Source organism: Flavobacterium aquidurense, assembly GCF_002217195.1.
In the GTDB taxonomy this organism is placed as follows: Bacteria; Bacteroidota; Bacteroidia; order Flavobacteriales; family Flavobacteriaceae; genus Flavobacterium; species Flavobacterium frigidimaris.
The window spans coordinates 88,861-104,709 of record NZ_MUGR01000025.1 but is presented as its reverse complement, the minus strand read 5'-3'; the positions used below and the strand labels follow the sequence as shown (position 1 = coordinate 104,709).

The 15,849-nt window shown below is 33.0% G+C and carries 15 protein-coding genes; 9 read left to right on the top strand and 6 right to left on the bottom strand.

Annotation, left to right across the window (positions count from 1 at the left end; translation table 11 throughout):
• Positions 1 to 86 precede the first annotated feature (86 nt).
• From fabV to B0A67_RS13870, 9 genes are all read left to right on the top strand, one after another.
• Entirely contained in the window at positions 87 to 1,277 is a 1,191-nt protein-coding gene (gene fabV / locus B0A67_RS13910; RefSeq protein WP_072963930.1) for an enoyl-ACP reductase FabV, read from the top strand.
• A gap of 126 nt (positions 1,278 to 1,403) precedes the next feature.
• Positions 1,404 to 2,402 (top strand): glycosyltransferase, encoded by a 999-nt coding sequence (locus tag B0A67_RS13905; protein WP_072963932.1) that lies wholly within the window; start codon positions 1,404 to 1,406, stop codon positions 2,400 to 2,402.
• Between the two features lies 1 nt (position 2,403).
• Positions 2,404 to 3,000, top strand: a complete 597-nt coding sequence (coaE, locus tag B0A67_RS13900) for a dephospho-CoA kinase (protein WP_072963934.1) — start codon at positions 2,404 to 2,406, stop codon at positions 2,998 to 3,000.
• 59 nt (positions 3,001 to 3,059) lie between these two features.
• The gene (locus B0A67_RS13895; protein WP_072963935.1) at positions 3,060 to 4,646 is read left to right on the top strand and encodes a sensor histidine kinase; all 1,587 of its coding nucleotides are present in this window, start codon (positions 3,060 to 3,062) and stop codon (positions 4,644 to 4,646) included.
• 3 nt (positions 4,647 to 4,649) lie between these two features.
• A complete protein-coding gene (locus tag B0A67_RS13890) occupies positions 4,650 to 5,366 on the top strand; it encodes a response regulator transcription factor (RefSeq protein ID WP_072963937.1) in 717 nt (238 codons plus the stop codon).
• A gap of 661 nt (positions 5,367 to 6,027) precedes the next feature.
• Complete coding sequence (locus tag B0A67_RS13885; protein WP_072963939.1) at positions 6,028 to 6,774, top strand: hypothetical protein; 747 nt, start codon at positions 6,028 to 6,030, stop codon at positions 6,772 to 6,774.
• Between the two features lie 3 nt (positions 6,775 to 6,777).
• The gene (locus B0A67_RS13880; protein WP_072963941.1) at positions 6,778 to 8,169 is read left to right on the top strand and encodes an RtcB family protein; all 1,392 of its coding nucleotides are present in this window, start codon (positions 6,778 to 6,780) and stop codon (positions 8,167 to 8,169) included.
• 14 nt (positions 8,170 to 8,183) lie between these two features.
• Positions 8,184 to 8,873, top strand: a complete 690-nt coding sequence (prfH, locus tag B0A67_RS13875; RefSeq protein WP_072963943.1) for a peptide chain release factor H — start codon at positions 8,184 to 8,186, stop codon at positions 8,871 to 8,873.
• Positions 8,860 to 9,396 carry a hypothetical protein gene (locus B0A67_RS13870; RefSeq protein ID WP_072963945.1) on the top strand — a complete coding sequence of 179 codons (537 nt, stop codon included), beginning with the start codon at positions 8,860 to 8,862 and terminating at the stop codon, positions 9,394 to 9,396. Before prfH ends, B0A67_RS13870 begins: the two co-directional genes overlap by 14 nt.
• Before the next feature lie 131 nt (positions 9,397 to 9,527).
• Here B0A67_RS13870 and B0A67_RS13865 read toward each other — a convergent pair whose 3' ends face one another.
• The 6 genes from B0A67_RS13865 to B0A67_RS13840 form a co-directional block, all read right to left on the bottom strand.
• Complete coding sequence (locus B0A67_RS13865; RefSeq protein ID WP_072963946.1) at positions 9,528 to 10,274, bottom strand: acyl-[acyl-carrier-protein] thioesterase; 747 nt, start codon at positions 10,272 to 10,274, stop codon at positions 9,528 to 9,530.
• Between the two features lie 90 nt (positions 10,275 to 10,364).
• On the bottom strand, positions 10,365 to 11,756 hold the full coding sequence (locus B0A67_RS13860; RefSeq protein ID WP_072963948.1) for a glycine-rich domain-containing protein: 1,392 nt from the start codon (positions 11,754 to 11,756) through the stop codon (positions 10,365 to 10,367).
• Positions 11,757 to 11,798: 42 nt separating this feature from the next.
• On the bottom strand, positions 11,799 to 12,716 hold the full coding sequence (gene miaA, locus B0A67_RS13855) for a tRNA (adenosine(37)-N6)-dimethylallyltransferase MiaA (protein WP_072963950.1): 918 nt from the start codon (positions 12,714 to 12,716) through the stop codon (positions 11,799 to 11,801).
• A gap of 152 nt (positions 12,717 to 12,868) precedes the next feature.
• Entirely contained in the window at positions 12,869 to 13,708 is an 840-nt protein-coding gene (locus B0A67_RS13850) for an ion transporter (protein ID WP_072963952.1), read from the bottom strand.
• Positions 13,709 to 13,738: 30 nt separating this feature from the next.
• On the bottom strand, positions 13,739 to 15,100 hold the full coding sequence (locus tag B0A67_RS13845; RefSeq protein ID WP_072963954.1) for an exonuclease domain-containing protein: 1,362 nt from the start codon (positions 15,098 to 15,100) through the stop codon (positions 13,739 to 13,741).
• 88 nt (positions 15,101 to 15,188) lie between these two features.
• Complete coding sequence (locus tag B0A67_RS13840; protein ID WP_072964106.1) at positions 15,189 to 15,848, bottom strand: YggS family pyridoxal phosphate-dependent enzyme; 660 nt, start codon at positions 15,846 to 15,848, stop codon at positions 15,189 to 15,191.
• Between the last annotated feature and the right edge of the window lies 1 nt (position 15,849).

Sequence of the window (15,849 nt, the reverse complement as noted above, 5' to 3'; positions counted from 1 at the left end):
TTAAAGCTAATTAAACAAACGTAAATAAGTTAGTCATTTATCGTAGCGATAGAAATTAACCCAATCAACGCATAAACAATAAAAATATGATTATAGAACCTAGAATGAGAGGATTTATTTGCTTGACTGCACATCCAAAAGGCAGTGAGCAAAATGTTAAAAATCAAATAGAATATATAAAATCAAAAGGACCAATTGACGGTGCGAAAAAAGTATTAGTTATTGGTGCTTCAACAGGTTTTGGATTAGCTTCAAGAATTACAAGTGCTTTTGGATCTGATGCTGCAACTATTGGAGTGTTTTTTGAAAAACCACCGGTTGAAGGTAAAACAGCTTCACCAGGTTGGTATAATTCTGCTGCATTTGAAACAGAAGCCCACAAAGCAGGTTTATATGCGAAAAGTATCAACGGAGATGCTTTTTCTAATGAAATAAAAAGACAAACTTTAGATTTAATCAAAGCTGATTTAGGTCAGGTTGATCTTATTATTTACAGTTTGGCATCACCGGTTCGTCAACATCCGGTTACAGGAGTTTTGCACCGTTCAGTTTTAAAACCAATCGGACAGACTTTTACCAATAAAACAGTAGATTTTCATACAGGAAACGTAACAGAAGTTTCTATTGCTCCGGCAAATGAAGAAGATATCGCCAATACTATTGCAGTAATGGGAGGTGAAGACTGGACAATGTGGATCGATGCCTTAAAAGCTGAAAATTTATTGGCAGATGGTGCTACAACAGTGGCGTATTCTTATATCGGGCCATCATTGACAGAAGCAGTTTACCGTAAAGGTACAATTGGTCGTGCAAAAGATGATTTAGAAGCTACAGCATTTTCAATCACTGACAGTTTAAAATCAATAGGAGGAAAAGCATATGTTTCTGTAAACAAAGCATTGGTTACACAAGCAAGTTCTGCAATTCCCGTTATTCCTTTGTATATTTCTCTTTTATATAAAATAATGAAAGAACAAGGAATTCATGAAGGCTGTATTGAGCAAATCCAGCGTTTGTTTAAAGAGAGATTATATTCAGGTTCAGATGTTCCTGTAGACGAAAAAGGAAGAATCAGAATCGACGATTGGGAAATGCGTGAAGATGTTCAGGCAAAAGTAGCTGAACTTTGGTTAGAAGCTACAACTGAAACGTTACCTGCAATTGGAGATTTAGCAGGATACAGAAACGATTTCTTAAATCTTTTTGGATTTGAATTTGAAGGAGTAGATTACAAAGCAGATACAAATGAAGTTGTTGAAATAGAAAGTATCAAATAGATAAAGAAATTATAATAAAATGAAAAAACCATCAACCAAAAGTTGGTGGTTTTTTTATGAATATAACATATCTTTGTTAAAATTTTGAAATTTAAAAATTGCCACTCTAATACCGCATATCCCGTTATGATTTTTTCTTTAATTATACCCGTGTATAATCGTCCGGATGAAGTTGATGAACTTTTAGAAAGTTTATCAAAATCTGATTATAATGAAGCTTTCGAAATTGTTCTTGTCGAAGACGGATCTTCAATTCCTTGTAAAGATGTTGTAATGACTTATCAGGGAAAATTGAATATTTCCTATTATTTTAAAGAAAATTCAGGACCTGGAGATTCAAGAAATTTTGGAATGCAGAAAGCACGTGGTGATTATTTCATCATTTTTGATTCGGATTGTATTATTCCGCCAAATTATTTAACCGAAGTTCGTAAAGCATTAAACGCAGGTTATGTGGATTGTTTTGGAGGGCCGGATAAAGCGTTAGATAGTTTTTCTGATATCCAGAAGGCTATTAACTTTGCAATGACCTCTTTTCTTACTACCGGAGGAATTCGTGGTGGTTCTGAGAAAATTAATAAGTTTCAGCCCAGAAGTTTTAATATGGGGATTTCAAAAAAAGCATTTGAAGCATCAAAAGGATTTGGAAACATACATCCAGGAGAAGATCCGGATTTGTCCATTCGTTTATGGAATTTAGGATTTGAAACCAGATTATTCCCGGAAGCGTATGTGTATCACAAACGCAGAATCGATTGGGAAAAATTTTCAGTTCAGGTAAATAAATTCGGAATTGCGAGACCAATTTTAAATAGCTGGTATCCCGAACATAATAAATTAACCTTCTTTTTTCCTTCCGTTTTTATATTAGGTCTATTATTAGCTTTTTTACTATTAATTTTCAATTTTGACCTTTTATTACAATTATATTTTGTATATTTCGTTATAATTTTTCTTACAGCAACTATTCAAAATAAAAGTATTAAGATTGGATACTTGTCAGTAATTGCAGTATGGAAACAGTTTTACGGATATGGAACAGGATTTTTAAAGTCCTTCATAAAAGTAATTGTTTTAAAGAAAAAACCACAAGAGGCTTTTCCTCGTATGTTTTTTAAAGTGTAATATGACTAAAGTTATTGGCTTAACAGGCGGAATAGGAAGCGGTAAAACTACCATTGCAAATTATTTTGCAGCAATGGGCGTTCCGGTATATATTGCTGATGACGAAGCTAAAAAAGTAATGCAGTCAGCAAGTATCATAAAACAGATAAAAACGGCTTTTGGAGATTTTCTTTTTGAAAATGAAATTTTGAACAGGGCAAAACTGGCTGAAATTGTTTTTAATGATGCCGATAAATTATCACAACTAAATGCCATAGTGCATCCAGCCGTAAAGCAAGATTTTGAGTTATGGCTGAACGAAAATAAAAAGTGCAGTTATGTAGTTTATGAAGCCGCAATTTTGTTCGAAAGCGGTCGTTATAAAGAATGCGATGTAATCATAACAGTTACGGCTCCCGAAGAAGTTAGAATCGAAAGAGTCGTGAAGCGCGATAATACCACACGTGAACAAGTTTTAAGCAGGATGAAAATGCAATGGAATGATGAAAAACGCATTTCTTTAAGCAATTTTGTAATTAATAACAGTAATCTTAAAATTGCTAAAGAAGAAGTTGTTAAAATTCTTAAAATTTTAAATATAAAACAAAATCAGTCTTAAATGTTAATATTTGGTTAATGTATTATTTAGTATATTGTTAAAATATTAATTTTGTTTCGATGAATAAATTATTTTTTAGAATACTTGTTTTACTGATGAGTTTGTCCTTAATAGGGATTATTCTGGTACAGGTATATTGGTTCAATTCTTCGTTTAAAAATAACGACGAACAGTTTAAATATCACGTTACACAAGTGATTGGTAATGTTGCTGATAAATTAGAACAACAAGAAGAATATAGTTTTTATGATAAATACAACCGTATAAAAGACAGTACAGGCAAAACTCCCAAAAAAGAAGATCTGTTAGAAGTTTTTTATGTTCAGAGAAATACAAAAACCAATAAGACTATTGTATATTCTAACACACTTACATCAGAAGATTACGATATAAACGGATCACTATTCAATAAAAAATTCAGCAGCGAGAGATTTAAAAATTTTAGTTCAAAAAGAGTAACTGAAGTTTATAATAATAATAACGGAATTGATAATAATAGCTTGGGTCAAAGTATTATTCCGGATCTTAAAATTGAAAAATCAGGCAGTTTAGATATCCTTAATAAAGTTCAGCAGCAAATTCAATATAAGGATATTGCCTCATTAACTCCTATAGAAGGACGAATTACAAAAGATAAACTTCAAAAACTTCTCAAGAAGGAATTAGAAGAATATGGTGTAAATACCAAATTTGAATTTGGTGTTCTTAACAGCGGTCTTGCAACCAAAGTGAAGTCGGATGGGTTTCATTATGACAAAGATGCCAGTTATCATATACCAATTTATACAGATAATGAAGGAAATAGTAAATACGAACTGTTCATTACTTTTCCTCATAAAAAGAAATTCTTATTGTCTGAATTGTTGAGTATTACAATACTATCAATAATTTTTACATTAATTATAATAGTTGCCTATACAAGTGCACTGAACCAATTATTGCGTCAAAAGCATATTTCTGAAATCAAAACAGATTTTATAAACAATATGACGCATGAGTTTAAGACTCCAATTGCAACCATAAATTTAGCATTGGATGCAATAAAGAATCCCAAAATTATAGAAGATAAAGAGAAAGTTTTTCGATATCTGCAAATGATCAGGGATGAGAATAAAAGAATGCATGCTCAGGTCGAAAACGTTCTTCGAATTTCTAAATTAGAAAAAAGAGAATTAGATATTACAAAAGAACCAACTGCAATTCATGATATCATTGATGATGCAATTGAACATGTAAATTTAATTTTAGAAGACAGACAAGGAACAGTTGTAAAACATTTTAATGCCGCAAGAACAACGTGTCTGATCAACGAAGTGCATTTTACAAACGTATTGGTTAATATTTTAGAAAATGCCATAAAATATTCACCTGATATTCCTGAAATTGAAATTTTTACAGAAAATGTGAAAGACATGATTCTGATAAAAGTAAAAGATAATGGTCTTGGAATGAGTAAAGTAGCTCAAAAAAGAGTTTTTGAGAAATTTTACAGAGAACATACCGGAGATTTACATAATGTAAAAGGACACGGTTTAGGTCTGGCTTATGTAAAAAGAATAGTAGAGGATCACAATGGTCAAGTATATGTTGAAAGCGAAAAAGGAAAAGGTAGCACCTTTATAATAAAAATACCATTAATAAATTAAAATATGGAAAATAATAACAAAAGAATACTTTTAGTAGAAGATGACCTTAATTTTGGGGCAGTTCTTAAAGATTATCTAATGTTAAATGACTTTGAAGTTACTTTAGCTAAAAACGGTATGGAAGGTTTCGAGAAATTCAAGAAAGATGTATATGATTTATGTATTCTTGATGTAATGATGCCTTATAAAGATGGTTATACTTTAGCCAAAGAAATCAGAGAAAAAAATAGCGAAGTGCCAATTATCTTCTTAACGGCAAAATCGATGAAAGAAGATGTCTTAAAAGGATACAAAGCAGGTGCTGATGATTACTTGAATAAACCTTTTGATTCAGAAGTTTTATTGATGAAAATCAAAGCTATTATTCAAAGAAAATCTGCGGATACAAAGGCAGAACAAGTTCAGTTTGAATTTAACATTGGTAAATTTCACCTGAATTCTAAACTTAGATTTTTAACGTTCGAAAATGACGAACCAATAAAATTATCTCCAAAAGAAAATGAATTGCTTAAAATGTTAATTCTACATGAAAATGATTTAATGCCAAGAGAATTAGCATTAACAAAAATCTGGAGAGATGATAACTACTTTACTTCAAGAAGTATGGACGTTTACATCGCTAAACTTAGAAAATACTTAAAAGCAGACGAAGATGTTGAAATCCTTAACATTCACGGAGAAGGTTTCAGATTAGTTGTTAAAAGCAAAGTTGCAGAATAAAACAAAATTCACAAAAACAAAAAGCATCAAGCCCTGAGAAATCAGGGCTTTTTTTATGGTTATACTTTTTGCAATTACAGTTATACTCAATCTTGTGATTGTTCCTCCGTCGAAACGACAAATATTACGAAAAATTGAAATTTTTAATTTAAAATATTTGGAATTTTAGTGATTAGGAGCTATTTCCTGCTGTTCGCTATATCTTTTTCTTGCTAAAGAAGCAAGAAAAAGGATACCGCTTTCATCAGGGCTAGAGCTTTAGTTTTCAAATAGATAAGGTGTTTTTTTTACGATTCAAAAAATATAGTAATGATTTTTGATGTGAATTTTCTTTAAAATAATTTGGAAAATCAAAAAAGTATTCTGAATATTTGCAAACGAAAAAAATAATAACCCTTTAATAACGAAGAAAAATGTTTGTACTTAAATCAACATCTCAAAGCTTCACATCAAATAAATTTGGTGCAGCGCTTCTTCGTGGCTTATTTCAATCTTAGAAATTCATTTTATATAGATAAAAAAAGCCCGAAGACATTTAGTTTCGGGCTTTTTTTATTCTAGACACTTCAAATTTTCCCGAGTAATCGATTTTATTATTTATCCGCAGGGATAAAATGCCGTAGCCCGTTTGGCTATTAACTTGATACGCTATAATTTTTTAATGGAAAATTATACAGCAGAAGAGTATGCTTTGTGCTCTCGCTTTAAAAATAAAAGAACAAAGAAAAGATTAGTAAAAGAAGATTTTGAAAAACAATTAATTCAAATCAGAAAGCTTGAAGTAGAACTCTGGAAAAAAAGACAAAATTTACCATTGGTTCCTTTAGCAACACCTTATCAAAAAGGTTGGGAACGCAGTTTTGTACTAAGAGAAGATATAGTAAGATCTAATGAAGCTTCCTTTTACAGGACATTGTTGGAAAAGATCAATACATGGCAGCATTCTCCTGAAAAATCTTTTAAGAAAAAGAAAAAGAGGAAAAGAAAACATGTATATGTCGAAAAGCTTCAAACAGTAAAAGAGTTTTCTGAATCAGAATGGAGAAGTCCAAAATTGTCATTGACTGAGAAAGAGAAAATGCATTTTTATAAAAGGGAACGATGGTGTCCTAATTGTAAACGCTATAAGATTCATTATGTTTTTAATGAGCCATGGCGTTATGTGTTTCGCATTAAACCATACATGATAACACATACCAAGATGGTTGATGCAGATTTAGAAAGTGAAATTCAGGTTCTTGACAATTATATTACTAATCTTAATTTAAGATATAAAATAAACAAATTAGTAAAAGGTTTTTCTTACCGTTGGAAATATTATCAAAATGAAAATCCAAGAGAGATAAGCCCAATTAAAAATAAAAGTCTGCATGTATTGTACCAACAATATGTAGACGAAATGATATAAATCATGGGAAATAAATTATCAGGAAAAGACCTTATTAAATTAGGCTTTCCAAAAAATAATTCAATAAACATAGCCTTAGGGCAAATAAACAGATATAGAAAAAGAGAGAAAAAAGAATCTGTTCTAACAGAAGCCAAAGAGGTTTTGCTTTATCCTGAAAAATTTGAAGGACACGGAACCTGGGGAAAAGTCGCAGAGGGATTGATAAAACCAGTTCAGGTAAGAATGCACCAGTTGAAAACAACAAGAGCTCCTTTTACCGTATTTGGCGAAAACGAAATTGATGAACGGGCTAAATTTCAATTGTATGATGCTTTGAAGTTGCCAATTTCGGTTGCAGGAGCCTTAATGCCAGACGCGCATTCAGGTTACGGATTGCCAATTGGTGGCGTTTTAGCAACAGACAACGCGGTTATTCCTTATGGAGTTGGCGTTGATATTGGCTGCAGGATGAGTTTGTCGATTTTCGATTTACCAGCTTCACATTTCAAAGGAAAAGAACATCAGTTACAGGCGATTTTAAAAGACAATACCAAATTCGGAATGAATGAAACACATGCTGTAAAAGCAGATCATGATGTTTTTTACAAAAGCGAATTTCAGGATATTCCTTTATTAAAAAATCTTTTGCCGAAAGCTTACAAACAACTGGGAAGCTCAGGTGGAGGAAACCATTTTGTAGAATTTGGTATCGCAAAAATTGACAATCCTGAAAATGAATGGAAGCTGGGCGTAGGAGAGTATTTTGCCGTTTTATCGCATAGCGGATCTCGTGGTTTAGGGGCTAACATTGCGAAACATTATACCTATTTGGCAACAAAACAATGTCCGTTGCCTAAAAATGTGCAGCATTTAGCCTGGTTAGATTTAAACACGCATGACGGTCAGGAATATTGGCTGGCGATGAATTTAGCCGGAGAATATGCAAAAGCATGTCACGATGATATTCATAGAAGAATAGCAAAAGCAATAGGGAAAAGAGTAGTGGTAACAATAGAGAATCACCACAATTTTGCCTGGAAAGAAATGGTAAACGGAAAAGAGTGTATTGTGCATAGAAAAGGCGCAACCCCAGCTGCAGAAGGTCAATTAGGGATTATTCCGGGATCTATGACAGCTCCGGGATATATTGTGAAAGGAAAAGGAAATGCAGAAAGTTTAAATTCTGCTTCACATGGAGCGGGACGTTTGTTTTCAAGAGCAAAATGCAAAGCAACTTTCACTCAGAGTGAAATCAAAAAAGTATTAAAAACCAATGATGTAACCTTAATTGGCGGAAATATTGATGAAGCGCCAATGGCGTATAAAGACATTACAAAAGTAATGGGAAATCAAACAGATTTGGTCGAAGTTCTGGGAACTTTTACTCCAAAGATTGTTCGAATGGACCGATAAAGAGCAATTAATAAATGGAAAAAATAATTCAAATAACAGCGGGTCGCGGTCCTGCAGAATGCACTTGGGTGGTTGCCCAGGTGCTTAAAAAAGTTTTGGATGAAGCGCAGGAGCAAGGCTTTGTAACTACTTTACTTCAAAGAGAAACGGGTCAGGAAAATGGAACGGTGGAAACAGCAACAATTGCTGTAAAAGGAAAGAATGCCGCAACATTTGTGAATTCCTGGACAGGAACCATTCAATGGATTGGTCAAAGTCAGTTTAGGAAAATGCACAAACGTAAAAACTGGTTTATTGGTGTTTTTGAGATTGAGTCACAGAAAAATGCGTCAATTTCAGAAAATGATATTCACTATCAGGCTATGCGAAGTTCCGGTGCCGGCGGACAACATGTCAATAAAGTAAGTTCGGCTATTAGGGCAACACATATCCCAACAGGAATCGCAGTTGTCGCTATGGACAGCCGATCACAGCACCAAAATAAAAAACTGGCAACAGAAAGATTATTAAAAAAATTAGAAGACGAAATTTTGCAGCAGCTTAAAAATCATGTTGGGAAACAATGGGAAAACCAGTTGAATATTCAGCGTGGAAACCCCGTGAGAGTTTTTACAGGATCTGACTTTAAAAAGAACAAAGTAGAGAAAAGCTATAAAGGAACCCGTCAGCAATTAAAAACAGATTTACGAAATGAAAACAATTGATAAATACCTTTTTCAGGCATTAGACAACTATCCGTATTCACTTGAAGAAACGATTGAATCTTTAGATTATGCTTTTTCTTATGATGCAAAAAACACAATGGTTTTGTGTTTGTACGGGAGAATTCAGACAGAACAATTATGGAATTATGAAGAGGCAAAATCCTATTTTCAGGAAGCACTTACTATAAACATTCATGCACTTGAGGTATATCCGCATTATATTCAAACTTTGATTCTGAATGAAGATTACGATGAAGCTCAAAAGTTAATTGATTTTGCTTTGACCATAAAAGGAATAAACAAATCTGAAATCTACCTAAAGAAAGCAATCCTTTTTGAAGCACAACTTCGATTTAAAGAAGCGTTGACCGCAATTAAAAACGCAAAACTGTATACACTGCAATTTGCTTTTGAATCGGATATTACGGAAGTAGAAAAAAGAATAAAAAGTAAAATTGATTTATTGAAAAATAAAAAGAAGCCAAAGAAATCTAACAAAAATTCTAAAAAGAAATTAAAGTGATCCTGATAATAAAAAAAACGATGCAGTTCAATTAGAACTGCATCGTTTTTTTATTAGTTGAAAATATGAGCCGCGAATTTTAAATTTAAAATCTGCAGTAATCAGTTTTATTCGTTAAATCTGTGGGCAATTTATTTCCAGTGTAATTCTAAAGCAAAGCAGGTTTTCTCCCCTTTTGTAATACTGAATGTTGCCGTTGTATGATTATCATCTTCACTTTCGTGAATGACTACAGTATCTTTTAACGAAAGCTCTTTCATGAAATTCATTTCGAAACTTTTTACTTCTTGTTTCATAATTCGTTTTTCATCTACATGATCTAAACACCATTCCAGATATTTGACATTGTTTACGTGATTAACAATGTCTAAATCAGATAAATAAACTGTCTTTTCGAAAACGGCTTCTTTTTCGTGATTGATATTGATTTTTGAAAATCCTTCAGTTGTCGCTCTCTTTTCAGGGAATAATTCGAAATGTTCGAATGGTAAAGCCAGAGGTTCCGGACGACGCGACTGTGTATTAAAAACGGCCCAATACGTTTCGCAGCCGACTATTTTTTTTCCATTTACATACATTTCGAGCGCACGCACTGAACGGGAATTTTCTAAGCTGTTAATCCATGTTTTTACTGTTACAACATCCTGCCATTTTGGTAAAGCGCTAACTTCTACACGCATACGGCTTAAAACCCAGGCTTGATGGAATTCCTGCATATCAAAAAAACTAATGCCGCCAACTTCTGAATGTGCAGCAGCTGTTAATTGTAAAATATTACATAAGTCTGTATATTTTAAAAAGCCATTTGGTGTGCATTGCGTAAAATTGATTTCCCAGTCTTTGCTTAAAACTGAAGTGAAATTTGGTGATATAGGCATTTTTGAATTTTAGATTATTGATTTTATTTTGTTTTTTTTCGAAGAATAGAATATAGAGTATCGATTGATCTTACTTTAGAAGATTTTGTTTTAATCTCCACCGCCACCACAGCCACCACAGGAGCTGCCACAAGAACTTCCGCAGGAACTTCCTGATGAAGAGTCAGAAGAAGTTCCACAAGAACTTCCGGAAGAGCCTTCATAATTATTACTTCTGTTTACTTCCGCTATTAGTGGTATAAATGCCGGAGCTATTACTGCAGTACTAAATAGAAAATAATTCCATTGCCAGTTATTTTCGATTTGTCTGGCAGGTAAAATTTCTTTTTTATATAGATTTGTTATGGTATCAATACTAATAAGTCTTGTTAACCTGTATAGAAAAAAGATGGCAGAAATGATAAAGACTATAAGAACAAATATAATGAGTCCCACTGGTTTATTTCTGGCAAAGCCTGTCATAAAGCGGATATATCCAAACATAAAAAGTAGCGCAAGAATAACAAAGTTGAGATAAAACAATTTATTGAATTTTTTAGATTTAATAAAATATTTTTCAAATGCATCCATGCAGTTTGGTATATTTATAAAAACGGGTTTTCTTTTCATGCGGGCAACTAGCGTTGAGTAAACGCTTTTTCCAAATTCAGTCAAAGATTTCGTTATCTCAATTTGTTCATCCGTTAAAGTGGTTTTGTTTTCGGTAAGATTAATAATGTTATAAGGTTGTATTTCAACTGTTTTATTGTCAATCAATTCATTTACCACACCATTAATTACATTAGATATTTTTTGAGTTTTAAGATAAATTAATTCATAAGGCTCAAGGTCGTAAATAAATGAATTTGGATCAAATTTACGGGCAATTTGTCGAAGTTTTACTTTATTGTAGATATCCAGTATTTTAAATGTAAGGAGAGATAAAATGATAAAACCAATGAGGAAATAGGGATTATCAATGGTAATATAAATTGGTTTTAAAAGATAATAAAATGGGAATGTTAATGGCAGAAATACCATCAGGCCATTACTGATAAATGATCTCAATTTTATTTTTGCTTTATCTAAATTCAAACTTTCATACATTCCGTCAAACTCCCAGATATCTTTGGGTTGAGTGCCAAAAGTCGATTCGTATAGAATATTAGTCTGCTCTTTTGCTTTTCTGAATCTTTGAAAATCTTCTCTGTTATGCGTAGATGGAACGTGCTGAATTTGTTTACCAAGTAATTTGCAAAATCGCTGATAAGATTGAGTAAAAATTAAATGCAGGTGCCATACGGTATCAACTGTTTCAGATGGAGAAACCATTGACTCAGAAATGGATGCCAGGTACATGAATTTTTTATATTCTAAAATGGCTTTTTTAGTAAAGTTTTTTGTCCAGAAGTTTTCTTGTGCAAGCCTTAATGAAAAACCAAATTCACTTGATGAATCATCAAAATCAAATTGCAGAATCGTATTCCAAAGTACGTTATCCATATTTTTAGTTTGCAGGAAGTAGTATATATTTAAAATTATTTATCACAAAGATTTTTCAATATAATCTATAATTGTTTTTCGATCATTTGCATAGTCAAACCATTTTGTAACTTCATTCCTTTTGAACCAGGTAAGTTGTCTTTTTGAGAAACGTCTGGTATTTTTCTTAATTTCTTCAATAGCAAAAGGAAGTGAGAAATCTCCGTCAAAATAACTAAATAATTCTCTATAACCGACAGTTTGAAGCGCATTTAACGATTTATTAGGATATAGTAATTGTGCTTCTTCAAGCAAACCTTGCTGTATCATAATATCAACTCGCTGATTAATTCTGTCGTAAATAATTTGTCTGTCAGCTTCTAAGCCAATCAAAACTGGAGTGAAATTTCTGTTATTTTTCTTTTGATTTAAAAAAGAAGAATATGGTTTGTGAGTTCCGATGCAAACTTCTGTGAAACGCATCATTCTTTGTGGATTCTGAAGTGTTTGAGGGTTTTCTAATGTTATCTTTTGATAATAATCCGGATCTAAACTTTTTAGTTGCTCCTGTAGATATTCTATTCCAAGCTTTTCATAATTGGCATTTATTTCAGAACGGATTTCGGGATCTATTTCAGGAAATTCATCGAATCCCTTTAAAATAGCATCGACATACAATCCTGAACCACCAATTAGAATTACAAAATCATTGTTTTGAAACAATTCTTCTAATTTATAAAGTGCTTCTTTTTCGTAATCTCCAACAGTATAATTTTCGAAAATAGATTTATTCTGAATGAAATGATGTGTTGCAGCCTTTAATTCGTCTGGATTAGGAACGGCTGTACCAATTGTCATTTCTTTAAAAAACTGACGGCTGTCGCAAGATATTATTTCGCATTTAAAATGTTGAGCCAAAGCGATACTCAGGGCAGTTTTGCCTATAGCTGTTGGTCCGACGATGGTAATTAAGTGTTTCATATTTTTTAGCCCAGATGGAAGTGAAAACCCCGGACTTATATTGGTTAGTTTTTTTAGGATAAATGAGCGACTTTAGAAGCTCCTTTTATACTTTTAAAAAACAACAAAGATAAGGAGGAGTTGTAATGTACAGCTGGAATAGCTCCTTAAAATTAATTATTAGATAATTCAGTTCCACATTCATGGCAATATTTTGCACTATCAAAATGCATTTGTGCATTGCAGTTTTTGCATGCTTTTTTTGAGCTGACGGAATTACCGCGTAAACTGCTTTTGGCAAATTCTGCAGTAACGATCCCTGTTGGGACAGCAATGATCCCGTAACCCATAATCATCACCAGTGAGGCTAAAAACTGACCTAGGGGAGATGCGGGTGAAATATCGCCATAACCAACGGTAGTAAGGGTTACGATAGCCCAATAAATTCCCATAGGAATACTTGTAAAACCGCTTTCCTTGCCTTCGACAACGTACATCAAGGAACCAATAATCACGGCACTGATAAGAACGAAATAGATGAAAACCATAATTTTTTCTTTGCTGGCTTCCATAGCTTCCTTAAGCTGGATTGATTGTTGCGAAATTTGCGGAATATGTAAAATTTTAAACAATCTGAAGAAACGCAGGACTCTAACGATTGTAAGAACATTTGTTGCGGGGAAAAATATCGATAAATACATAGGTAATATCGCCATTAGATCGATAATTCCGTAAAAACTGAAAACATATTTTACAGGTTTTTGTATCGAAATAATACGTAAGATATATTCGATAGTAAAGAAAACGGTGATCACCCATTCGCAAATCACAAGATAGGAGTGGTATTTAAGATTAATACCTTCTACGGTATCCATCATGACTAAAAGTACACTCAATAAAATAAGGCCTAAAAGTACCAAATCAAACAGACGTCCCAGTATGGTATTCGTACCATAAAGGATGATTTGGGTCTTTTGTCTAAAAAGCTCGTATTTTGATTTTATTTTTTTCATCTCGGCGAAGATAATGAAAGTTTTGGATTGTTAAAAATGAAGTGTTTTAAGGGATTTGCTTTTGCGGATGTAATTTTGAATAATATTTTTAACATCGCGGTTGTGTTGCATTGGGATTAAAATATTTTTTAAAATATCAATATTGGTAACCTGATAGTTTAAATCATAAAAGGCGTATCCCTGATAAATTCCGTTTTCGATCAATATTGCGCTTCTTTCGTTCACATTTCTTCCTCTGTCAATGAGAATCATGCTTTTATTGTCAAAACTATTCTCAGATATAAATTGTTGCACTCTGGCATTGTAGACTTCAGGAGTAATTTCTCCAATGCAGGCGCCATCACATTCTTTTATTTTATATTGAAAACACTCTTTTTTTGTTTGATATAGTCCTGTTAACTTTTGGCATAAATGGTACTTCGCAGTGAATTTGAAAAGTACATTTTTACCTTCTTGTAAAGTAGCAAACGATGTGATTTCTTTTTTACGGCCATCTGCTTTTTCGAGTTTCAGGTTGATGTAGCCATTGGCGTCTTTTTCAGCATATAAAGCATATTGAAAAATCGTTTTTCGTCCAGAACGGTTATATCTTGGCCTGTTTATCTTTATTTCTTCGCTTTCTTTCAATAGTGCGATTAATTCGCTTCCGGTTTCATCATAAGTAATGGTGAAAACTTCAGCTTGAATTTTTTTACTTTTAGTTGTAATTCCTGTAAAATGCTGATTGACTCTTTTTTTTATATTTTGGCTTTTACCAATATAAATCAGTGTTCCTCCTTCATTATAAATATAGTAAACGCCAGTTTTTGTAGGCATCTGAGATAAAAGATCGAGGAATTTTGGAGCAATTCCTTTTTCAACTTCCAGTTTTATAAAATCTTTTACGATGGTTTTTTCTAAGTCTTTTTCTAAAAGCATTTTGAACAACTTGGTTGTTGCCATTGCGTCTCCACTTGCGCGATGCCTGTCTGCCATTGGAATTCCGAGGGCACGAACCAATTTTCCTAAACTATAAGAGGGCTGTTCCGGGATTAATTTTTTAGCCAGTTCAACCGTACAAAGTGTTCTGGCTTCGAAATCATAACCCAAACGTCTGAATTCGGTGCGAAGAATTCTATAATCGAAAGAGGCGTTGTGAGCGACAATAATACAATCAGAAGTGATTTCGATAATTCGTTTTGCTACTTCAAAAAATTTTGGAGCAGAACGTAACATAGCATTATTGATTCCTGTTAATTTTACCACAAAAGGCTGAATCGGAATTTCAGGATTAACAAGGCTAATGAATTGGTCGACTACTTCGTGGCCATCAAATTTATAAATGGCGATTTCAGTAATTCCTTCTTCGTTAAACTGGCCTCCAGTGGTTTCTATGTCTAGTATTGCGTACAAATTCAGTATTCAGTCTCAGTTTTTAGTATTCAGTTTGCTTGTAGGTGCGCACCGCAGTGCGTCTTATGGATATGTGGTTTTTGAAAAATCAACGACCTCCAAAAATGCTGCTTCCAATTCTAACCATTGTACTTCCGCATTCTATCGCAAGTTGGTAATCGCCTGACATTCCCATTGAAATAGTTTTCAGATCGCAGTTTTCAGTTTTTATCTTTTTAATGGAATCAAAAATAGATTTTAAATGTGTAAATTCTTTTTTAATCTGGTTTTTATCTTCTGTAAATGTTGCCATTCCCATTAATCCTAAGATACGAATATTTTTCATTTCTTTGAATTCTGGTGAAAATAATAATTCATTTAATTCATTTTCGTCTAAACCAAATTTAGATTCTTCTTCAGCAATATATATTTGAAGCAAACAATCGATAATTCTGTTGTTTTTTAATGCTTGTTTATTGATTTCCTGCAATAACTTCAAACTGTCAACACCGTGAATCAGGCTCACAAAAGGAGCCATAAACTTCACTTTGTTAGACTGCACGTGACCAATCATGTGCCATTGAATGTCTTTTGGCATTTCTTCGTACTTATCAACCATTTCCTGGATTTTGTTTTCTCCAAAAATGCGTTGACCAGATTCATATGCCTGCATTAAATCTGAAACAGGTTTAGTTTTAGAAACAGCAACCAGAGTTACATGTTCCGGTAAAGTTGCTTTGATTGTATTTAAATTCGATTGTATCGACATG